The following is a 22,094-nucleotide window of genomic DNA, read 5'->3' as shown; positions in this document are numbered from 1 at the left end:
ATTAACGCGGATATTTTTTAAATGATAACGCTGAACGGGTCCCGTTTCAGCGGATTTTCGGCAATCCAGCTGCGCTCTTCATTAAACAGGTAAGCACGGTGAACAAGCACTCGGATTTCCTGTCCAACCTCCAGATTTTCTTTCTCCAGCGAGCGGAAGGTCGTCAGCGATTGTCCGCCAACCTCGACTTCCACCAGCCACTCGCTGCCGCGGAAATGCAGGTGCTTGACCACTCCGCCGGCCGTTGCCGAAAGCAGCGCAAACTCGGATTCCGGTCCAATTTCAATATATTCAGGTCGGATCAACGCCTGTGTGCTGCCGCCCCCGGATTCTTCTTCAAACCCTTTTAAAGCGGCGGCATGCTCGACCAGCGTAGATTGACCGATAAAAGAGGCCACAAACGGCGTATTCGGCTCCTTATATAGATCCCAAGGAGTGCCTTTCTGCTCAAGCTTTCCTTGATTGATAATCATAATTTCGTCCGCCACTTCGATGGCTTCCTCCTGATCGTGGGTTACAAAGATGGACGTAATTCCAACCTCATCGATCAGCTCGCGCAGCCAGGAGCGCAGCTCCTGCCTGATCTTGGCGTCAATCGCCGCAAAAGGTTCATCCAGCAGCAGCAGCTGGGGACTCGGGGCAAGCGCGCGGGCAAAAGCAACCCGCTGGCGCTGTCCGCCGGACAGCTGGTGCGGAAGTCTTTTTTCAAAACCTTTAAGACCCGTCAGCTCAACCAGCTCCATGACCCGCTCCCGGATCTGGGCTTTTGCCAGTTTCTTGATCTTTAGTCCAAACGCTATATTGTCAAAAACCGTCATGTGCCTAAACAGGGCATAGCTTTGAAATACAAACCCAATGCCGCGATCCTGCGGGCTCAATCGGTTTACACGTTCGCCATGAAATAAAATATCTCCCTGATCCGGCTGCTCCAAGCCGGCCAGCATGCGGAGAATGGATGTTTTCCCCCCGCCGCTTGGACCCAGCAGACCAATTAATTTTCCTTTTTCAATTTCAAAGCTGACATCCTTGACGGCATGGAAATCTCCAAAATGTTTATCCAAATGCCGGACTTCGACATGCATTCCAGTTCGACCTCCCTGTGCCCCTGCTTTAATTGATTAATCTCATCAAATTACTATGATTTTAAAAATACTTTAACAGACCGGAGCGGGATCGTCAACGAGGAATAGGAGAATCTGGAAAAGCCCAGGGTTGTCCCTTATGCTGCCGCAAAAAGCCAATCTGCTGATTCATCGCTGGACAAGCTTTTTGCAGCCTGCAGGGAACGGAAAAGATGATTATTACTCTGACTTTATAAACTTATTGGTTTAATTAATTAATGAGTTAACGTTATATTGATGTAATTGACTAAAGCGATAAGGTTAAATAAAAAGCCGCTTATCCGGCATTGATGTTGTAGTTCAGAAATTGAACGTGTGCAATGGCTGAAGGTTTGATCTCCTCAAAACTCACCCGGCCTTGAATATGGTTGGAAATAAATCCGTTCAAACTGAGGAACATATGATGTGGGATTGTAACATGATTCCGAAGCGGGTGTCCTTCTTCCTTCAAATGCTTGCGGACGATCGAGGCGAAATGCTCATAGCATTTGGTTTGTTCGGATCTGCAGTAAGCCAGAATCTCCTCGTCCCGAAGCATAAACATGATTTCGTATTGATGCGGGTGATCCAAACCAAATTTGATAAATTCCAGCATCAGCTGCTCAATTCGAGTTAAACCCGGCTCCAGCGGCCTCTCCATAACCTGGTCAAACAGCAGGGCAACATGGTGAAAATCCTGGATGACAATCGCGTAAAACAACTCGGCTTTTTCCTTAAAATGATAATACAGCGAACCATGACTGTAGCCCAGATGCTGACCGATGCTTCGCATGGAAATCGATCGGTATCCTTTGGTAATAAACAAATGCCTGGCTGCCTCCATGATCCTCTCTCTCGTCAATTCATGTTCTACTGCTCTTCTCGCCATAGACTACTCTCCTTCGATATAAAAGATGCTTTCACCTTCCGTAATCTGAGACTGTCCTTGTGTCAAATCGGTCATCCATGCTTTAAACTGCTCGGCCTCAGGCTCAAGCGGAAGGCAAGTGAGTCTCACTTTGTCGGTGAATTCGGTTTGTCCCATTCGGATTCCCCGATTTCTCAGCTCATTCTCGACTTTGCCCAACCAGGTATAGTCCAATTCTACAACAATTTCGCGGTGCAGTACACGAATAATTGGATCTCCAGCTTCAATAGCTGCGACGGCTCCGTCCGTATAGGCCCGGATAAGGCCTCCAGCCCCTAGCAGGATTCCGCCAAAATAACGGGTAACTACGATTGCGACATTTTTGAGCCCCTGATTTCTGATCACCTCCAAAATAGGTTTACCCGCCGTTCCGCTCGGCTCTCCATCATCCGACTGCTTCTGAATTTCATCCCGCTCGCCAATCATGTAAGCTGAGCAGTTATGTGTAGCGTTCCAATGCTGCTTCTTGATTTCTTCGATGAAAGCGACCGCTTCTTCCTCCGTCTCCACAGGCCGGATATGTCCGATAAATCTCGATTTCTTGATGACAATTTCTTTGCTGCCTTCGCGGCGGACCGTTTTGTATGTAGTAAGCATATGTGTGATCCTTCCTTTTATGCCGTTAATGATGCATGGTTCGATAAAAAGCGCAAGCTTTCCACAAATAAATGTGTCTTGTTGTAATCAAAAAGCAGTTCCGCCTGAAGGCCGCGAACTGCTTCTTGAGGTCTGACTATTATTATAGCCTATTTGAGGCTTGAAAGTTAAGAACTAACCGCTAAAAACTACTCGGTAAGTCTGGCTTCCAGCTCGGCTTTTTCTTTCTCGTAGCCTGGTTTGCCAAGCAGGGCAAACATGTTTTTCTTGTAAGCTTCAACGCCCGGCTGGTCAAATGGGTTAACGCCGGACAAGTAGCCGCTCACGCCGCAGGCTTTCTCGAAGAAATAAACGAGGTAGCCGAAGGAATACGGGCTCATGTCTTTCACGTTTACGATCAGGTTAGGCACTTGACCGTCCGTGTGCGCCAGCAGCGTTCCTTGGAACGCTTTTTTGTTAACGAAGTCCATCGTTTTGCCAGTCAGGAAGTTCAATCCATCCAGATCGGCCGGATCTTCTTCGATCGTGATATGGGCTTTAGCTTCTTCAACCTGGATGACGGTTTCAAAGATGTTTCGGTTGCCTTCCTGGATGAATTGGCCCATCGAGTGAAGGTCCGTCGAGAAGTCTACGGAAGCCGGATAAATGCCTTTGTAGTCTTTGCCTTCGCTTTCGCCGTACAGCTGCTTCCACCATTCGGAAACATAGTGCAGGGATGGCTCGTAGTTCACCAGAATTTCAGTGACTTTGCCTTTGCGGTACAAAGCGTTGCGGACAGCTGCATATTGGTAGGCGCCGTTCTCGGCCACGTTAGGGTTGCTGTATTCTTTAGCCGCGTCTGCCGCACCCTTCATCATTTCTTCGATGTTGATGCCGGCAGCCGCGATTGGCAGCAAACCTACAGCGGTAAGAACAGAATAACGTCCGCCTACATCATCAGGAATGACGAAGCTTTCGTAGCCTTCTTCATTAGCCAGTTTCTTCAGCGCGCCTCTTTCGCGGTCCGTTGTTGCGTAGATCCGTTTGCGGGCTTCTTCTTTACCGTATTTCTCTTCCAAAGCTTTGCGGAAGATACGGAAAGCGATCGCAGGTTCAGTTGTTGTACCGGATTTGGAAATGACGTTAACCGAGAAATCTTTGCCTTCGATCAGGTCCAGCAGATGCGTTACATAAGTGGAGCTGATGTTGTTGCCGGCAAAATAGATTTCTGGTGTTTTCCGTTTGTCTTTAGGAAGCAGGTTGTAGAAAGAATGCTGCAACGCTTCGATTGCTGCGCGTGCGCCCAAGTAAGAACCGCCGATGCCGATTACGATCAGAACTTCGGAATCGCTTTGGATCTTCTTGGCAGCCTGCTGAATGCGGGCGAATTCTTCTTTGTCATAAGCTGTAGGCAGGTCAATCCAGCCCAGGTAGTCGGAACCTGCGCCAGTGCCTTTATGCAGCTGCTCATGAGCCAGACGAATAGGCTCTGCCAAATTATCGATTTCATGTTGGTTTACGAACGAAAGGGCTTTGCTGTAATCAAAACTAACTTGTTTAGACATTAGGATAACGCCTCCGTTAACTTTGTTTTAGCATACTTGTTTAAGTATACTTTGTTTGAGTAAACATGCTGCTTAACTTGTCCTGCCCGGCAGCCAAATCCAGGATACTGTAATTTCCCCCTGAAAACAAGGACATTCCGCACCTGCCGCTCGCCGTGGTAAAATAAGCTAAGTATTTAAAAAAAGATATAGAAGGTGACGACAATGAAAAAAATCGGATTTATCGGTCTTGGCACTATGGGAGCTCCTATGGCCTCCAATCTTCTGAAGCAAGGATACCCCGTTACCGTTTATAACCGCTCAACCGCCAAAGCGGAAGCTTTGTCCCAAGAAGGAGCGGCTGTTGCCCTCACTCCCCGTGAAGCTGCAGCCGGTCAAGACGTTGTCATTACAATGGTCAGCGATGACAGTTCCATCGCAGCCGTTTATGACGGTCAGGACGGCCTGCTTGCCGGACTTGCGGAAGGTGCCGTCGTAATCGACTCCAGCACTATTTCCCCAGCCCTGTCCAAACAGCTTGCCGAGAAGGTCGCCGCCAAAGGCGGAAGCTTCCTCGACGCGCCGGTCACGGGCAGCAAACCTGCGGCTATTGACGGCACGCTGGTCTTTATGGTCGGCGGACCTGCTGAAACCGTAGAGGCGCAGCGGGATCTTTTTGACACGATGGGCAAAAAGGTCCTGCACATGGGCGACAACGGTACAGGTTCAATCGCCAAGCTGGCTCATAACACCATCGTAGGCATCAATAACCTGGCACTCGCCGAAGGTTTTGCCATGGCTTCCAAAGCCGGTCTGCCGGTCGATACATTCCTGGAGCTCGTTCAGCTCGGTTCTGCAGGCAGCAAAGCCGCAGATTTGAAAGGGCTCAAAATCATTGAACATAATTTCGACAACCAATTCTCCCTCGCTTTGATGCTGAAGGACCTGAAATTGGCTTCCTCGCTGAACGACGGAGCCGGAATGCCTTCGCCAATGCTGAACCTGGCCAAATCCTTGTTCCAGGCTGGACAAACCCAAGGTTACGGCGACGAGGATCTCTCCGCTGTCGTTAAAGTCTACGAGCAGTGGATCGGACATCGGATCGCGGATAACCAGAAGTAACCGAACCAGGAGGGAATCCTTCCCTCTTTCCTGAAAGATTGATAACGGCTTTATCGTCAATTGGCGGTAAGGCCGTTTTTCATTTCTTTTCAGGCATAGAAAGGCAAGCGCTGCGGGTAGTCCGCAGCGCTTGGCTAACCTGATTACAACTGTTCTTTAACCAGCTTCACGACATTTTCAACGGTAAAGCCGTATTCTGCGATGACTTTGTCGCCAGGGGCGGAAGCACCGAAGGTGTCGATACCGAGGATTTTGCCGCTTTCGCCAGCATAACGTTCCCAGCCGAACGGAGAAGCCATTTCGATGGCTACGCGGGCTTTAACGTCCGGAAGAATTACGGAATCTTTATAAGCTTTATCTTGTTTTTCGAAGAGGTCGAAGCTTGGCAGGCTGACAACACGTACTTGGATGCCTTCCTCTGCCAATTTGGCTTGTGCTTTAACAGCCAGTTGAACTTCGGAACCTGTTGCGATCAATTGAGCAACCGGTTTGCCGTCTTTTGCATCGGATACGACATAACCGCCGCGTTTGATGCCTTCGCGAGCAAGCTCAGCCGTGTTCTCAAGAATAGGCAGGTTTTGACGAGTCAGAACCAGAGCAACCGGGTTTGATGTATTCTCAACCGCATAAGCCCATGCTGCGGAAGTTTCATTGCCGTCAGCAGGACGGATGACAGTCAAACCTGGAATAATACGCAGGGAAGCCAGTTGTTCGATTGGTTCATGCGTAGGACCGTCTTCGCCGACAGCGATACTGTCATGCGTAAGAACGTAAGTTACAGGCAGCTTCATCAAGCTTGCCAGACGAACAGCCGGACGCAGGTAGTCGGTGAATACAAAGAATGTACCGCCGAATACTTTAATACCGCTGTGCAAAGCGATACCGTTCATAGCTGTAGCCATACCGAACTCACGAACGCCGAAGTAAATATTGCGGCCTTCGTAGCTGCCTGGAGCGAAGTTCGTAAGACCTTTCAGGTGAGTCATTGTGGAGCTTTCAAGGTCAGCGGAACCGCCGGCCAGGTTAGGCACGTTAGGAGCCAGGCCGTTCAAAGCGTTACCGGAAGCCACGCGAGTGGAAACCGCTTTGTCATCTTTGCTGTATTTAGGCAGGTCTTTGTCCCAGCCTTCTGGCAATTGGCCGGAAATAGCCAGTTCGAATTGTTTAGCCAATTCTGGGAATTCAGCTTTGTATTTCGCAAACTGCTCATCCCAAGTTTTGTTGACCTTTGCGCCTTTTTCTTTCACTTCTGCAAAATGGTCGCGGACTTCTTGCGGAACGTAGAAATCTTCTTCGTAAACCCATTTGTAGAATTCTTTAGTCAGTTTGGCTTCGTCTTTACCCAGCGGAGAACCGTGAGTACCGCCGTGGCCGCCGATGCCTTGTTTGTTCGGACTGCCGTAGCCGATTACGGTTTTAACTTCGATCAGAGTAGGACGAGCTGTATCTTTTTTCGCTTCTTCGATAGCAGCTGCGATAGCGTCCAGATCATTGCCGTCTTCTACGAACAGGGTTTGCCAGCCGTAAGCGTCGAAACGTTGTCTTACGTTTTCGGAGAAGCTCAGGTTTGCTTTACCGTCCAAAGTAATATCGTTAGAGTCATAGAGGAAGATCAATTTGCCGAGTTTCAGGTGGCCTGCGAGGGATGCCGCTTCAGCAGAAACGCCTTCCATCAAATCGCCGTCGCCGCAAATGCCGTAAGTATAATGATCGACTACTTTGAAGTCGCCTTTGTTGTAAGTAGCAGCCAGATGCTGTTCTGCCATTGCCATACCTACCGCCATTGCAATACCTTGGCCCAGCGGGCCTGTAGTAGCGTCTACACCGGCAGTGTGGCCAAACTCTGGGTGGCCTGGAGTTTTACTTCCCCATTGACGGAATTGTTTCAAATCTTCCAAAGAAAGATCATAGCCGCTCAGGTGCAGCAAGCTGTAAAGGAGCATGGAACCATGTCCTGCAGACAAAACGAAACGGTCACGGTTGATCCATGTCGGATTAGCCGGGTTGTGATTCATTGTTTTTGCAAACAATTGGTAGCCCATTGGCGCGGAGCCCATTGGCATACCTGGATGTCCGGAATTAGCTTTCTCGATAGCGTCGATAGCCAAAGTACGGATCGTTGTGATCGACAAGGCATCGATTTCTTTGTTCTGTGCAATTGAACTCATGAAATTGTTTCCTCCTCTATTCCTTCCAGGAATATGATTGGGTATTGATATCGTCATTTTGAAAAAGTCAAAATGACTATTTATATCTGCTGATATTGTAACACACTATCTAACCTTTTTTCTACAACTTTCGATAATTCGGTTCCGAAGCCTTGATGCGCCTGAAGCCCATACTGCCCCTTTCCCCATACATTACCCCTAAATTCAGGATGTTTATACCCTGTTTTCGTAAAAAAAGAAACACTTCCCCTGAAAGCGAATCACTCCGCCGGGAAAGTGCCTGGTTATTTACTGCTTGTTCGGTTTACTTGTTCGGTTTAATTGAAGACAACCGTTTTGTTCTGGTGAACCAGAATCCGGTCCTCGATATGCCATTTGACAGCTCTGGCCAGCACTACCCGCTCAATCGTCCGGCCGATCCGCTTCAGCTCGGCTACGTTATCCCGGTGACTGACCCGCTGTACGTCCTGCTCGATGATCGGACCGCCGTCCAGCTCCTCTGTCACATAATGGGCTGTTGCCCCAATGATCTTAACGCCCCGGTCATAAGCCTGAGCGTAAGGTTTGCCGCCTACAAAAGCAGGAAGAAAAGAATGATGAATATTGATCAGACGGTTGCGGTAAGGCTGAATAAGAGCCGGACTTAGAATTTGCATATATCTGGCCAGCACGATGACATCGACCTTTCCATTCACCAGCTCAAGCTGACGCCGTTCGGCTTCGCTTTTAGTTTCCGGCGTCACCGGAATGTGGTGATAGGGAATGCCGAAGGAACGGACATAATCGCCCATATCCGGATGATTGCTGATCACCATTGAAATCTCCGCATCCAGATCCCCTGCCTGCCACTGCCAAAGCAGCTCCACCAGACAGTGGTCTTCCTTGGAGACAAAGATGGCGAGCTTCTTGCGCCGGCTTAAAGGATGGATGGACCAGTTCATCCGAAAATGACGGGCAACCTCCTCAAAATCTTGTTCCATGGATGATAGCCGCACCGGGAGCTGATCCAGATCAAATTCGATCCTCATAAAAAACATGCCGCCCTCCGGGTCCATCGTATACTGATCGGACTGGACGATGTTCGCCCCGTGCTCAAACAGAAAACGAGATACGGCCGCTACTATGCCTGGCCCGTCCGGACAGGAAATCAGCATTCTAGCCCGATTCTCTCGGGCTTGTCCTGAATTTCCCGGTTGAGGTTTGATGTGCTGCCCCTGTTTCTGCTGCTCTTGCGCTCCGCTGCGCGGTTCCGTCTGTTTATCTGTCATTCCTTCTTATGCCCCTTCCCCAGTTCAAATCAAACAACAGAATTGCATCATTCGGGTCTAACCATGAAATGAACTTGCGCTGCACCCATCTTTCCAGACCGGATTACACCTGCTCTTCTGCAAGCCAGGCGATCAACCGCTGATTGATCTCCTCTTCGCTCAAAGCTGTGAAAAGCTCCGCTTCCATGACCCTATCATATAGGCGCTCCACCGGTTCACGAGGATCCGCCTTCTTCGCTTTGGCGTCGTTCTTTAACAGATTCCAGGTTTCCAGCACAAAGCTGCGAGACTTAATATCCTGCTTGGCAAAAAACGCTCTGAGCTTGTCCAAATCTTCAACAAACGCGCTGCCGAAACGTTCTGCTACATTGCCGCGCAGAAGCGCAATCTCGACCTCGTACATAGGACGCTGCGTTTTGGCGTCTTTCCCGATCCAAGGCGTCTCCAAAATGAACGGCAGATGCTTCAGCGCCTCATGCTGGGTGAAACGTTTGATCGCCTCAAAGCCGATATATCCGGTTCCAAGCGGCGTATGTCTGTCTTTGCGGGAGCCGGCAGGATTTTTGCTGTCATTAATGTGCATAACCTGGATTCTGTTCAAGCCGACGAGACGGTCAAACTCGCTCAGTACGCCGTCCAGATCATTTACGATATCATAACCCGCATCGTGAATATGGCAGGTGTCCATGGTTACCGTTAGACGTTCGTTATGAGTGACCTTGTCCATAATACGCGCCAGCTCTTCGAAACTGCGGCCCATCTCCGTTCCTTTGCCCGCCATTGTCTCCAGGGCAATATGAACATCCGTTTCATGCGTTCCGTTCAACACTTCGTTGAGGCCTTCGGCAATCCGCTCGACGCCGTATTCGGCATCCTTGTCCGTGAAAGCGCCCGGATGAAGCACAATTTGAGTCACGCCAAGCGCATGGGTACGATGAATTTCCTGCTGCAAAAAATCCACGGCAAGCTGGTAGGTATTGGACTTATACGAACCCAGGTTGATAATATAAGGAGCATGAACCACGATCTCGTCAATGCCCGCTTCCTGCATCAAAGCTTTGCCTTCTTCGATGTTCATGCTTTCGATCGGTTTGCGGCGCGTATTCTGCGGGGCTCCCGTATATATCATAAAAGTGTTCGACCCGTAAGAGGCCGCTTCTTTGGTTGCTGTGATTAATCCTTTATCTGAAAAGGATACGTGTGAACCTATCTTTAACATTGGAATGCTCCTTTCAGGAATCACTGACTCTTATTTATTCAGGATATCCCCCTATTTTAGCGTGAATGCTAAAATAAAGCTAGAAGCTTCCACCAGGTGTAATCCAGGGATAAATGGGGGGCTTGGCTGTACTGAAATATGTACTCAGCTGTACTGAAGTATGTAATCAAAGGAGGCATTAGTAATGAGGATCGCTATCGCCGGCGGAACCGGCTTTATAGGCAGAGCGCTTATACCTCCGCTGATCAGTCAGGGAAACCGAATTGTCTTAATCACCAGATCTCCCGGCAGGAAGATCGAAGGAATCGATCCTTCAGCCGTAGAGCAATGGAGCTGGGAACAAATACTGGACAGCCCGGATGTTATGGGCCGGATTGATGCTGTCGTCAATCTTGCCGGGGCTTCGTTGAATCAGAACTGGACCAGACAAGCCAAACAACAGATCATCAACAGCCGATTAACCACCGTGCAGCAAACAGCTGAGTGGATCCGCCGCATGTCCCATAAACCTGAGGTTGTCGTGCAAAGCTCGGCCGTAGGCATTTACGGAACCTCAACCAAGCAGACCTTTGATGAACATTCGGAGACTTCTCCCGTCGATTTTCTGTCAGAAGTAACAACCCGATGGGAGAACGCAGCTGATGAAATCGCCCATGAAGGCGTGAGGCTTGTAAAGTTAAGAACCGGCGTTGTGCTGGGCAATTCAGGCGGTGCCTTCCCTCTAATGAAGCTGCCATTCCTCTTGGGAGCAGGCGGACCCGTAGGCAGCGGCAAGCAGTGGCTGTCCTGGATTCACCTTGAGGATATGGTGAGATTGATTGATTTTTCCATTAAGAATCCCGACCTTTCCGGACCTGTTAACGCCGTCTCTCCTTCCCCTGTTACTAACGACAGTTTCGGACGGGCCGTCGCTAAACAATATCACCGGCCTTACTGGCTGCCCTTGCCTGCTTTTCTGCTGAAAGCGGCTTTGAGAGAACGCTCCACCCTGCTGCTGGACGGGCAAAAGGTGCTGCCGGTAAAAGCGCTGGAAGCCGGGTTCACCTTCCGATTTCCTGAACTGGCCGAAGCTTTGGCTGATATTAAAGAGCGGGGGATCTAATCTTCCCGCATTACGCGGGTTATGCGCTGCAAAGCTTGTAGCTCACCCCAGCAATCCGGAACTCGTCTCCCGGAGACAAGGGATAATCTTTGTAAGGCACCATGTTCTCCCCGTTTAACACCGTTCCGTTTCTTGAACCTAAATCCTTGATCCTCCAGTTTCGGTGATTCACCAGAATCTCAATATGGGCTCTCGAGGTTCCAGGACTGCTTTCGATAAACTGTACAACCTCTGCGGTTCGTCCAATCACAAAGCTGCCTGCTTTCAGTTCGATCCGCTGCACGGTTTCTTTTCCTTTCTCTCTCCTTTCCAGTATCCCCATTTGTCCAGCCGTCTCGTTAAAACCAATCTGTTCCCGGCTTAGCAGTACGGTAACCTGACGTTGGTTGTCCGCTGTTCCAGCTGCCTCGGGTCTGATAGGCTGTTGTCCCTTAAATACTGGGGAATGCGTAGCTTCAGGAGATTCTAAGGAGTCTGGGGATTCAGGGAGATATTCGATCACACGGAATCCGCCAGACTGATGTTCCGCACGTTGTCCAAATAAGCTGTCCAGCAAGAAAGACCGCTCCATATGTTTGTCTTCTTCAATTTCAGCCCCGACCGGAGCTAACAGTTCACCAAGGCTGGGTGCTGCGCTGGCTGCCGCTAAATGCTCCGTGCCGCGCCTTTCCCTACTGTGCATGTCCTCATCTGTTTTCCGTTGTCCGAAGGGCAGCTTTCCACTGAGCAGCCCTATCGAAATAAAGCCTGCTGCAAATGTAATCGCGGCAGCTAAATAAAGGCCGCTCTGCCCGGGTGAATCCAAATATAGAAATTTCCAACCCAGCGCTGTAACCAACACCGCCCCAAGCAGGACGTAAGTTCGTCTGCTTGATGCCAACCTTCTATCGCTTTCTCCCCCGTTCTCTAGATCCCATGCTTCAAAACTTCCGCCAGCTTCTCCAGCCGCTCCATCCGTCCCAGCCAAACTTGCGTTTGCCGATATTCCCGGACCTGCAGCTATTGCTTTAGTCCAAGGCTCATAAACGGTCTCCTCCATCGGTTTCGCGAGCTTCCAGGAGGGCATTTGGTTTGCGTTGGATCGCATCTCTCCGCCCCCTAAGTCCATATCCTCATTTCTACTTTTGACTAGCTGTCCTTGTCCGCTTCTCTCTCCCCCGCCTTCAAGCAGCTGAAGGAGCAGCGATCTAAAGTCGGAATAAGTGAAAGTCTGCGAATTGCTGCAAAATTTTATGATTTGCTGGATGCTGGCCCCCTCCAGTCCCACGACGCTGGGAATAAGCCGCATTACCAAGTCCAGCAGCCCTTTGGAAGACTTGGACCGTTCTTCATTATGAACCTCCATTCCGTGAACCTGCGAAAGCGCCGGGGATTGTTCATCCATTTGAATATCTTTGACTGGAACATAGGTTAAATAGACGGTTCCTGCTGACAAACTCCCCTCAATAAATAGATAAGTTTCCTCAAGTAAAAACCGGAACGCCTCAAGCATATATTTCTTACCTTCGACCAAGGCAGTCGTAATCTGAAGGAGGAGGCCGTAAAATTCAGCCTGGCCCATTTTTTCACTTTTCAGGACATGGGCAAGCATACGTTTCCCTGTGATTTCATAATGAAGTTTTACCTGAAAATCAATCTCTTCGATACTTAATTGCAGGACATGAGGAATCCGGTTGGCTTCCAGCATTCCGCATTGATTGCGGTTTAAGCTTCCCGAATGCCATCCATCCCCCGTGAGCACCATAAAGGTTCCATTACTCTCAATAAAATCCGTTTTGAAGGCGTTCAGGCGTCTCCCTCCTTACAAATGCAAATAGGCCGTAATAACACCAGGCAGCACAGCTAACATAAATGGAAATTTAACCATGTTTTCTTTGGAAGATTTGAGCGGCCCCAAGCTATGCAGAACAGCGGCTCCGTAAATACTGCGCCATACCCCGGACAATCTGCTGCCGATCTCTCCGCGAACCAGCAAAATAACAAATCCGATCAGGCCGGCGGCAAGAATCGAATAAACGAGACTTGTCAGAGTGAACAAGGTGCCCATCCAAGCGCCAATGCCTCCAAACAGTTTGACATCCCCTCCGCCTACAGCTCCGCAAAGATACAGCAGCAGCATGATCCCAAACCCGGCTCCCAGTCCTTTAAGCCCAAACCAAAGACCTCCCGGGCCGTTAACGGCGAATTGAACAGCTAACCCGCTTACCATGGAGGTTAAGGTCAGGGGGTTAGGAATTTTCATCGTCCGAATATCCGTATAAAACGCCGCAGCCAGAAATATAGAACAACCGATATAAAGCAATATCACACCATTCCCTCCCTGTTTAAGATGTACTAACCGTTTCTCTGCCCAGGACTTTCAACGTTAAAAATATCCTCCGCTCCCCCTCCCTCCGGGGTTTCGATCATAAACTCCCACGTGCCCGGGGTCGTGTTTCCTCCAACCAGCCAGGTCCAAGTCAGAATACCTTTTTCATCAGCGGTGGCGGTTCCTAAATATTTGGCCGTGCTTTTGCCACTTTTATAATAAATCGTCAAATTGGCAGTGCCTCCCGGGGCGATTTGGGCCTTAATGGTCGCTTTGCTGCCGGCATAAGCCGGGTTAGGTTTGTCCAGCACCACAGGTTTCGCCGCCGCTTTATCCTGCCCGTCTCCCCCGTCCTTCTCCAGTTCGTGTGTATCTCCGATCCAAAGTCGCTCATATGCTTTCGCTTGCAGGAACAGCTTGTTCCCTGTAAAAGGAACGCGGATAGGCAGCTCATAGCTGATCTCGATCCCGAAGTAAGGCGTTTTTCCGGCCTTTAAATCAGGAACGGCAACTTTGGAAATATGGGCCCTGTCCGGATTCAACCCCGCTTCCTCTAAAAAAGGCTTTAGCACCGGATTCAGCGCCGGGTCCAGCAAGGTTTCTGCCGTTTGCGTTTTTAATTCTTCAATAGGCTCCTTACCGCTTTCCACAGCATCTGTAAGCCATTTGGAAACAGGAGAGGGGAGTTTATCCGCAAATATCCCCGTAAATTCTGGAATCGAAAGTTTGGGAAGCGTAAACCCCGCCTCCCCTCCAGACGGCTTAGTCAATTCTGCTTCCTCTCCGGAGCCCCCGTTATCCTTCCGGTCACCCCCCTGCTCACTCGCTTGAACAGCCAAATAAACCGGATAGACATTAGAGGAGATTTGTTTCACCGAATTGACGACCGCCGTATGCATCCGGGTGGAAATCAAAGTCATCTGGACCATATAACTGAAGAAAAAGACGAACAGGATAAATAATGGAAGCACAAGCGCGGCTTCCAGCACCATACTTCCGCCGCTGCTAGCCTCACGATCCGGCTTTTGACGCAGCCTGCTAATAGGAATCAGCCGCATGTTTGACCACAAAATAACTGCTCCCCTCCATTTGGCCTTGTCCGGAATAAACTTTGTTCACTGCAGCCGATATTCCCGGAAGAAACAACAGCTTCATGCGGGTTGTCGCCGCTCCTTCGGCATAGGTGGCCCTTTCCTGGGGATTGATGCCTGTATTCATCCGAATCAGTGCCAGCATTCTTGAGAGCCGTTTGTTGCTGCTGCCATGAAGAAGCATAAATATTCGCAGATGATCTTGATAACTTAACGAAACTTTAATGTATCTGCTAAGAGGTACGCTCCCTGTCTGGGTTAAGGTCAGCATATCCGCAAGCGCCTGCTCGGCCCCATACAGCAAAGCAGAAGCCAGAATTAGCAGCGGATGGCCTTTGTTCGCATTCACTATAAATCCCTCCATAGTGCGAATAGCCAAACGCATCGTAAAAATTTCGCCGAAGGCTGCAGCCAGATTGCCACCGGGGTTATGAAACCCGTACAAAATATACTCCATCTCCTGCCGGTCAGGCCTAAACGCGTCGGAGCCAATCGTTTCGTCTGTAATCCCGGGCTTCTGGCCTTCAGCCCTTCCGCCGCCTTCCATTAGAGCTGTCAGTTTCGTCACATCAAAGGACCGATAATATTCGGCCGCATATTCGGCCTCCAGACCGTTATCTGCCATCCGGCTCAAGAGAGAAGATAAAACGCCGTAGAACTGGTCCATTTGTTTCATAGAGCCGGCTCCGGCATCATAAATATCGTCACCGCTCCCTTCGTTCTCCTGCCCGCCTGTTTCCACCGCTTCCGAATTGAACTGCAAATTATCCCGGTAATAACCCTCAAGAGTATCGAATAGGGCTTGCTGCCGCTTATAACTGCTCGTTAAGTCCGAAAGTTTGGCGATTAGCGATTTCGCTTCCTTCAGCTTTCCTTTGGCCGCCGCTTCAGTGGACTTGATTTCCTTCTCATGAGCACGCTGCTGCATGATTTCCTTCTCCTCTTGCGCTAAATCCCTTGCTGCCTGGCTGAGATAAGAAGCCAGCGATTGCTCGGCGGCTGTAGCGGAAGAGCTGAACACTGCCCCGTCACCACTTCCGGCTAGAATGGCTCCCTGCTGTCCAATCAAAGTACCGCTGCTGCTCCGCACCCGGTCAAACTGCTCATTCTGCTGCTGCACCCGCCGGGTTAATCCTTCGAAAAAGCTGTCCTCTCTCAGCAGCGAACGGGTCTGCTCGCGGATTTTGCCGATTTCCGCTCCCCCGGAGGTTTGATCGGTGTTCCCCCCTCCTGTACTTGGCGAATTGCCGACGGCGTCATAATTACCCCCAGCCGCACGCCCTTCCGCTTCCTGGATCACCCTCTCCATCTGATTGTTTAAATCAGCTGCCTCCCGAATCCAGGCGGGACCGTCCTGCAGCAGCTCTTGATGCGAAACCGACGATCTCCCGAGCGCATCGGCCAAACCGCTGAAGATCCGGCCGACTCCCGCCTGATACCGGTAAATCTCGTAGGTGTGCTGCTTGTCCTCGGGCTCGCGGCCGCGGTCTGCTTCAACCATTTGCTGAAACTCCCCGTACCGGGAGACTGCATCCTGCATCGTCGCTAATTCCCCACCTGACCCCGCTGCTTCACGATTGGGCAAATGATCATTAGCCATGTACCCGCCTATAGCTTCCGTATCCTCCAGGGCAGATTTCTGTCCGGCAAAAACTTTGTCGATCCTCTCCTCCCTTTGATCGTACAGCTTCTGAAGGTTGGCCAACACATCCGCTGTATTGGAGGCTTCCTTCAAAACCTCCGAAACCGGCTTGAATTTATTTAGCAGCTCAAGAATCAAATTGACCGGAGCCTTATATTTCATTTGTTCCCGGACTTGCTGTTCAAATACCGGATATGTCCCCAGAGGACGAGAGAGCACCAGTTCCGAGGAATCAAGCTTGGCTCCCATTAAACTGAACCTGTCCTGACGGGCGGCATGCTCAAATCCTTCCTGGAGCACCTTTGACATAATATAGCTGCTGTCCGTAGAACCTACGGCAAACAAGCCGTATTTCTCCAATAGCTCCTGGTCATAGGAGGACAGGACGGAGCGGACACCGGCATGAAGCGTGACCTCGCTTTGCGCTTGAAGAGCCGCCATTCTGCCGAAGTCGATGAATAACGCTACAAAAGCAAATACCGCCGCAAAGATCATAATCAGAAAAGCGCTGACTGCTCCCCGCTCCCGTTCCTCTTTGCTGAACATAACTCCTGCTCCCCTCCCCCGCTTGTTTACCTTTATATCTGCTGACCAGAGAATCGTTCCTTATTTTGCAAACCTCCGCAGCACTTCTCCAGCTTCATGCTGACTGGTCGCCTGCCCGCCGTCACTCTGAAATCTGGCAGCATAATACCTCGCTAATTCGATAGTTCGGATCCACTCCGCCGGCTCTAGGATATAGGAGACTGCCCGAACATTAATGCCCCAATCACCGCCCGTAATTTTGTTTAAAGGGGACACCGGCAGCTCTCTGGTCAAGTCCGCTTCTATGCTGCGCTTCAACATTTGGTGAGAATAAACCAGCCGACCATTAAAGACCGCAGGCAGCTCTTTCCCGGTCTGCTGCAGCTTTCTGACGGTCAATGCTGCTGCCGGTTCTGCTGACCCTGTAGGCAGTTCGGTCTGCACCTCCTTGGAGGAAGTTGTCCCAGTTTCAGTTCCGGTTCCAGCCCCGCTAAAAATCGACTGCAGCAGAGCATCGTCCGTTAATCTCCAATACAGCGGGTCATATTCGCTCTCCTTGTATTCGCCGGTCCTCGATTCCTTGCTGCTATTGTTCCATGAATAGGCAATACGTTCGGCTGCCACAGCCGCCGTCTGCCCCGATAGAACATGTTGATAGAAATAAAGACATAGAAACATAAGGACCAGAATCGCTACAAATACGGCGGGAAGAAGCAAAGAAGCCTCCAGCGTAAAATAGCCTTCTTCCTTGCTGCAGATGCGTTTCATCATTTATCATCCATGAAATTTTCCGTTTTGCCTTTGGCTTTGCCGAGCAAGCTTTCAAGTATTTCCTTCAGCTTATCCCGGAAGATAATAGCTAAGATTACGATGACCGCAATAATCAGAATCATCTCCAGCATTCCTAACCCTTCATCGTCTCTTCTGAACAGATCCAGCTTTTCTTTCACAGCACTTAACATCCATAGTCCCTCCCTATCGAATTCCGAACCAAACAGGATCAAAAACTCATCATCATAAATGCAGGCGTACCCACCAGCATCAAAACAATCACAAACAACAAAAGCATAGGCAGGAGCAGCTTGGAGGTGGCCTGTTCTCCGCGTGTCCGGCTCACGGATTTTCTTTTCTCCCAAAGGGTGTTGGAAAGCTCCCTCAGCGCCATGGTGAAGTCGCTGCCGCCTCTGCGGTAATTCAGCATTACGGCTGTCGAGAAAGAAGCAACCTCCTGCAGGGCACATCTTCGGCTGAAATTCTCCAGCGCCTGGCCGAAGGAATACCCGTTGTCCCATTCCGTAATCATCTTGTCCAATTCCTGATAAATGGGCTGGACCGCCCCCTTCTGCGAATTCAGACAATGCCGGAAGGCTTGCTGCACCGTCTCCCCTGCCCCTACAAGCAGGACGATTTTATTTAACAGCTCCGGCAGTTCGATAAGCATGTCCTGCTCCCGCCTTTTGACCTTGCTTCTTAAATCGCTGACCAAGGCGACAGGAATCATAAAGGCTAACAAAACCCCTATGACAAATCCGGAACTGTCGCCGCCCAGCAAGCAGGCAAGCAGACATCCGGCTATCAACAGAAAATAGAAATAAGATAAAAGCTCCGCCAGCAACAGAAATGTCGCTTCACCTCCTGCCGTTTCCCCATACAGTCGTCTCAACAAACCGCTCAGTCTATAGAGCAGACCGGGCAACCGTTCACCGATCTTGAACCTTTGTAGGACATACAGCATAGGCGGGGCCGCTTGCTGCAGCTTTAATCCCTCCACCTTGACGTTCTTCGTATCCCCATACATGGGTTTTGCCTTAATATACAAAGCCAGCCATGCGGCCAGCAGAGCAGCAGCAATTGCCCCCCATACCACTGTCATGCTCTTCCCTCCTTACACCCGGATATTCATAATCTTCCAGATCAGCCAGAAGCATACTCCGAATAAAAGCAAAGCTATTCCCGATATGAGCAATCCAGCTCCGCTATACAGCGGTTCCATATAATCCGGCGAAGAGAGATTCATAAACGCCAGGAAAAAAATTGGGGCGGCCAGCAGCAAATTGGACTCAAGTTTCTTCTGGGCGAGCACAACTCCAAGTTCCATGCTCATTTCCATCTTCTCTCCAATGAGCGTCGAGGTTCGTCGGATCACTTCAACCAAATCCCCCCCTGTCCGTTTGCAGGCCGAAAATACATCGGCAAAATTAGCAATATCCTCATGCCTGGCACGCCTGCTGAAATCCTGGAGCGCCTCTTCAATCGGCTGACCGTACTCCAGACGGGCGCAGATAATGGAAAGCTCCTTTATCATATCGGTTCTGCTGTCCGGATAAAGAAACTGCAAGTCCTTGATCGCTTCCCGGAACCCATTTTCCACCGAACGCCCCGCCGCCAGAGAACTGGATAACGAATAAAGCATTTGTTTAAACTGAATGCCCAGCATTCTTCGCCGCCGCTCCAGCAGGAATCCGCTAACTATTCGAGGCGTATACCCGGCAGCCAATATCAGCAGCAAGGCCAGGTAAACGGAATGGAAGAACAGAAAACCGATCCCCCAAATCAGCAGTCCTCCGGCAAACAAGCTGGCCGCCTTTTGCCTGCTGCTCAGGATGTATTTGCTGTAATCAGGCAGATCATTACTGGAAGCTGAAGTTGTTTTTCCAGCCTGGCTGTTTGCCTTTAGAATAAAGTCTGCTGCCGCTCTATCGGCACGGTTCAGTTTATTACGCCTTGCCGAAAAGGACAGCTTCGGTTTGAATGGCGTCAAGTTACTCCCCCTCCCCTTTGACCTGCGCATCATCTACGGCCGAAATACCGGCCATTTGCAGCTTCTCCCTGTGCAGCAGCCGGTTTGACGTGCGGACGAGGCTGCCAATGATTTTGCCGTCCCGCTCCCCTTCCTCCTTAAAGATAAACAAGGACCTGAGCACAATTTCCCCTGCTTCAAAGCCGGCCACCTCTGCTATTTCGGTCACTCTTCGGGAACGGTCCCGCAGCCTGGACAGATGTACAAAAATATCAATGGCCGAGCTAATCTGTTTTCGTACAACCGAAACCGGAAGCTCAGCTCCGCTGAGCACCATAGTCTCCAAACGGCTGAGCATATCCACTGTGCTGTTCGCGTGGCCGGTGGAAAGACTTCCATCATGCCCCGTGTTCATCGCCTGCAGCATATCGAGCGCCTCCGCTCCGCGAACCTCTCCGACCACAATCCGGTTCGGCCTCATCCGCAAGGAAGAACGGATCAAATCGCGGATCGTAATTTCCCCGCGGCCTTCGGTATTTGCATTTCTTGTTTCCAGCGAAACCAAGTTCGGAACGGTTGTGATTTGCAGCTCCGCAGAATCCTCAATGGTAATAATCCGTTCATCGGCCGGAATGTATTGAGACAGAGCGTTTAAGAAGGTCGTCTTTCCTGAACCGGTCCCTCCGCTGATGAACAGATTGTATTTGCTTTGAACCAGCCGCTGAAGAAATAAAGCCGCTTCCTCGCTTAAGCTGCCGAGCTGCGCCAAATCGTCCATAGTCAGCGGATTCTCCGGAAACTTTCGGATCGTCATGGTAGGACCCTTCAAAGCAACCGGAGGCAGAACAATATTCACCCGGGAGCCGTCTTTAAGCCGAGCATCCACAATCGGGGCAGACTCATTCACAACTCGGTTGACGGACGAAACGATGCTTTGAATAATGTCTTCCAGCCGTTCTCTGGATTCAAAATGTACAGGCACTCGCCGAACCCTGCCCTCTTGTTCCACAAAAATTTCTTCATGTCCGTTGATCATAATCTCCGTAATGCTCCGATCCTCCACCAGCGGCTGCAGCACGTCCAGACCGCGGAAGGAATCATACATCCGCCGGATCAGTCTGCGTTTCTCGGAAGCCGTGTAATCAGCCATATCAGGCTCTTGCAGCATTTTCCGTTCAATATATTGGAGAAGCTCTTCGTCGCTGAGCGGCGAATTCATGTTGAGTCCGGACCGAAGCTCCCTGCGCAGCCGAGACAAACGTTCCTCCTTCATGCCCCTTCGCTCCCTGCAGAGATTGACCGGCTTCTCTCACGTTCCAGCAGCCTGCGGCGCAATTTCAACAGGTCCCGTTGAAAAGCCGGTGCATCCGCCAAAATTCTGGCCTGATTCGCCTGCTTCCAGTCGGGAACCTCGCATAATGTCACCGCCGGGATTAATTCCGGACGTGGAGCCGCGTATAGCGTTGCTCCGGAATAACGATTGAGTGTGAAGACCGTTTTGGACAACAGCCGGACGGCATTCTGCTGATCCTGCTCTCTTCCCCTTCCCCAGAATTCCCAGCCGGCAGCCGTTCTTGAAAGAACCTCTTCATCGTCCAACATCAGCCATACTAGGCGGTCAGACCGCTCTATAACTCCGGAGCTTCGTCCGTCCGGATGGGCGTCACATACCGCGATCACGACATCATAACTGCCGCTGCCTGCGACGTAATCGAGAAGCCGGACGGTGTCGTTATGCTCCATTTCAAGCAGCTCGCGCAGATTGGCCGCTTGTCCAAACATATCGCCACGGATCAAAGGATGCCGCAGCGCGAAGCGAGAGGGCGGCAAGTCCGGCAGTCTGTTGCGCTCTGCCGCCGCCTGCAGCTCATACAGCAGCTCCGCCATGCCGGGACCCTTGTCGCCGGTCAGCTGCCCCTCCAGGCCTGCGAGCAAACCAAAAGTTTTAAGGTTCAGGTAACAAACCCTTGCTCCTTCCAAGGCCATCTGTTTGGCCAGATGAAGCGCAACCGTTGTTTTCCCGATGCCTCCCGTGACCGCATACACCCCGATTACCGGTACGGCAGGGAGCGGTTCAGTTGAAAGCCCCCTTCCCCCGCTTCCCTGTCCCCGGCTAAATCTCAGCAGCTCTTCCAGCAGCTCCGGAAGCGGCCGAAATTTATGAATGACCGGAATGTTTGACGGGAATTGAACTTGCCCAAACCCAATAGAAGATTCGCTGAGGCAGACCCAGGGACAAGGAAAACAAAATTCTTCACGTGTTCCCGTAAAGACCCGCACCAGCTTCGGCTCCAAACTTTCCAAACGCCTCTGCTCAGACTCCAATTCTTCCAACCGCTTCTGATCTTGCTGCTCTAACAGCTCTCTTTCCCCAAAGACCTTTGGGCATTCCGTTCCTTCCTCTCCCTTCGCCAGCCCCTCCTTGTTCAATAATCCTTCCATAAATACCGGTTCAACCGCGGCAAAATCAACCTTAGGTTCGGTCCCTTCAGGCGACCGGTTCCAAAAGGCCTTAAAAGCCTCCGGCTTGCTGAACGATGTAATGCGAATCCGCCGGCCATATTCACTGCTGCGCACATAGTCCAGCAAAGCCTCCACATACTGCGGGTCTTCCACCCCCAGCACCATATGCACGGCCACTGCTGTGTCCCCCTTCTTGATGAACGCAAAAAAAGCACCGTCAAAAACCGAATTTCTCGGTTCTTGACGGTGCTTCCGTCCGTTCATATTGATTTATTTACAGCCAGAATAACATAGAGCT

Annotated in this window: 19 protein-coding genes; 2 read left to right on the top strand and 17 right to left on the bottom strand. The window is 50.6% G+C overall.

Annotated features, from left to right (window positions below; all coding sequences use genetic code 11):
* Positions 1-17: 17 nt before the first annotated feature.
* From AWM70_RS02330 to AWM70_RS02315, 4 genes are all read right to left on the bottom strand, one after another.
* Entirely contained in the window at positions 18-1,082 is a 1,065-nt protein-coding gene (locus tag AWM70_RS02330) for a sulfate/molybdate ABC transporter ATP-binding protein (RefSeq protein WP_068694011.1), read from the bottom strand.
* A 316-nt stretch (positions 1,083-1,398) separates the two neighbouring features.
* Positions 1,399-1,989: a TetR/AcrR family transcriptional regulator gene (locus tag AWM70_RS02325; protein ID WP_068694009.1), complete on the bottom strand. Its 591-nt coding sequence runs from the start codon at positions 1,987-1,989 to the stop codon at positions 1,399-1,401.
* A gap of 3 nt (positions 1,990-1,992) precedes the next feature.
* Entirely contained in the window at positions 1,993-2,625 is a 633-nt protein-coding gene (locus tag AWM70_RS02320; RefSeq protein ID WP_068694008.1) for a YigZ family protein, read from the bottom strand.
* A 188-nt stretch (positions 2,626-2,813) separates the two neighbouring features.
* Complete coding sequence (locus tag AWM70_RS02315; protein WP_068694006.1) at positions 2,814-4,169, bottom strand: glucose-6-phosphate isomerase; 1,356 nt, start codon at positions 4,167-4,169, stop codon at positions 2,814-2,816.
* Positions 4,170-4,373: 204 nt separating this feature from the next.
* On the opposite strand from AWM70_RS02315, the gene AWM70_RS02310 reads away from it, so the two are divergent.
* Positions 4,374-5,270 carry an NAD(P)-dependent oxidoreductase gene (locus AWM70_RS02310; protein WP_068694004.1) on the top strand — a complete coding sequence of 299 codons (897 nt, stop codon included), beginning with the start codon at positions 4,374-4,376 and terminating at the stop codon, positions 5,268-5,270.
* A gap of 143 nt (positions 5,271-5,413) precedes the next feature.
* Here the strand turns inward: AWM70_RS02310 and tkt are convergent, their stop codons facing one another.
* The 3 genes from tkt to AWM70_RS02295 all read right to left on the bottom strand — a co-directional run bounded on the left by tkt (position 5,414) and on the right by AWM70_RS02295 (position 9,925).
* Complete coding sequence (gene tkt, locus AWM70_RS02305; RefSeq protein ID WP_068694002.1) at positions 5,414-7,438, bottom strand: transketolase; 2,025 nt, start codon at positions 7,436-7,438, stop codon at positions 5,414-5,416.
* Positions 7,439-7,755: 317 nt separating this feature from the next.
* Positions 7,756-8,592: a formyltetrahydrofolate deformylase gene (gene purU, locus AWM70_RS02300; RefSeq protein ID WP_237167890.1), complete on the bottom strand. Its 837-nt coding sequence runs from the start codon at positions 8,590-8,592 to the stop codon at positions 7,756-7,758.
* A gap of 217 nt (positions 8,593-8,809) precedes the next feature.
* Positions 8,810-9,925 (bottom strand): deoxyribonuclease IV, encoded by a 1,116-nt coding sequence (locus tag AWM70_RS02295; protein WP_068693998.1) that lies wholly within the window; start codon positions 9,923-9,925, stop codon positions 8,810-8,812.
* 184 nt (positions 9,926-10,109) lie between these two features.
* On the opposite strand from AWM70_RS02295, the gene AWM70_RS02290 reads away from it, so the two are divergent.
* Entirely contained in the window at positions 10,110-11,027 is a 918-nt protein-coding gene (locus AWM70_RS02290) for a TIGR01777 family oxidoreductase (RefSeq protein ID WP_068693996.1), read from the top strand.
* 19 nt (positions 11,028-11,046) lie between these two features.
* Here the strand turns inward: AWM70_RS02290 and AWM70_RS02285 are convergent, their stop codons facing one another.
* From AWM70_RS02285 to AWM70_RS02240, 10 genes are read right to left on the bottom strand one after another with little or no spacing between them, the layout of a single operon-like run.
* Positions 11,047-12,771, bottom strand: coding sequence for a DUF6382 domain-containing protein (locus tag AWM70_RS02285; protein ID WP_068693993.1), 1,725 nt, complete (start codon positions 12,769-12,771; stop codon positions 11,047-11,049).
* Positions 12,772-12,828: 57 nt separating this feature from the next.
* Positions 12,829-13,335 (bottom strand): A24 family peptidase, encoded by a 507-nt coding sequence (locus AWM70_RS02280; protein ID WP_068693991.1) that lies wholly within the window; start codon positions 13,333-13,335, stop codon positions 12,829-12,831.
* A gap of 26 nt (positions 13,336-13,361) precedes the next feature.
* Positions 13,362-14,393 carry a TadE family protein gene (locus AWM70_RS02275; protein ID WP_068693989.1) on the bottom strand — a complete coding sequence of 344 codons (1,032 nt, stop codon included), beginning with the start codon at positions 14,391-14,393 and terminating at the stop codon, positions 13,362-13,364.
* Positions 14,374-16,614: a hypothetical protein gene (locus AWM70_RS02270; protein ID WP_068693987.1), complete on the bottom strand. Its 2,241-nt coding sequence runs from the start codon at positions 16,612-16,614 to the stop codon at positions 14,374-14,376. Before AWM70_RS02270 ends, AWM70_RS02275 begins: the two co-directional genes overlap by 20 nt.
* Positions 16,615-16,674: 60 nt before the next feature.
* A complete protein-coding gene (locus AWM70_RS02265) occupies positions 16,675-17,364 on the bottom strand; it encodes a pilus assembly protein (RefSeq protein ID WP_151208719.1) in 690 nt (229 codons plus the stop codon).
* Complete coding sequence (locus AWM70_RS02260) at positions 17,361-17,555, bottom strand: Flp1 family type IVb pilin (RefSeq protein WP_068693983.1); 195 nt, start codon at positions 17,553-17,555, stop codon at positions 17,361-17,363. Before AWM70_RS02260 ends, AWM70_RS02265 begins: the two co-directional genes overlap by 4 nt.
* 38 nt (positions 17,556-17,593) lie before the next feature.
* Positions 17,594-18,466, bottom strand: coding sequence for a type II secretion system F family protein (locus AWM70_RS02255; RefSeq protein WP_068693981.1), 873 nt, complete (start codon positions 18,464-18,466; stop codon positions 17,594-17,596).
* A gap of 12 nt (positions 18,467-18,478) precedes the next feature.
* Positions 18,479-19,354: a type II secretion system F family protein gene (locus tag AWM70_RS02250; protein WP_237167808.1), complete on the bottom strand. Its 876-nt coding sequence runs from the start codon at positions 19,352-19,354 to the stop codon at positions 18,479-18,481.
* Position 19,355: 1 nt separating this feature from the next.
* The gene (locus AWM70_RS02245) at positions 19,356-20,606 is read right to left on the bottom strand and encodes a TadA family conjugal transfer-associated ATPase (protein ID WP_068693980.1); all 1,251 of its coding nucleotides are present in this window, start codon (positions 20,604-20,606) and stop codon (positions 19,356-19,358) included.
* Positions 20,603-21,973, bottom strand: coding sequence for a P-loop NTPase family protein (locus AWM70_RS02240; protein ID WP_068693978.1), 1,371 nt, complete (start codon positions 21,971-21,973; stop codon positions 20,603-20,605). Before AWM70_RS02240 ends, AWM70_RS02245 begins: the two co-directional genes overlap by 4 nt.
* Positions 21,974-22,094: the final 121 nt, after the last annotated feature.

This window comes from Paenibacillus yonginensis (assembly GCF_001685395.1).
Classification (GTDB): Bacteria; Bacillota; Bacilli; order Paenibacillales; family Paenibacillaceae; genus Fontibacillus; species Fontibacillus yonginensis.
Note: the sequence above shows the minus strand (reverse complement) of the source record. Positions and strands in the feature narration are given on the sequence as shown.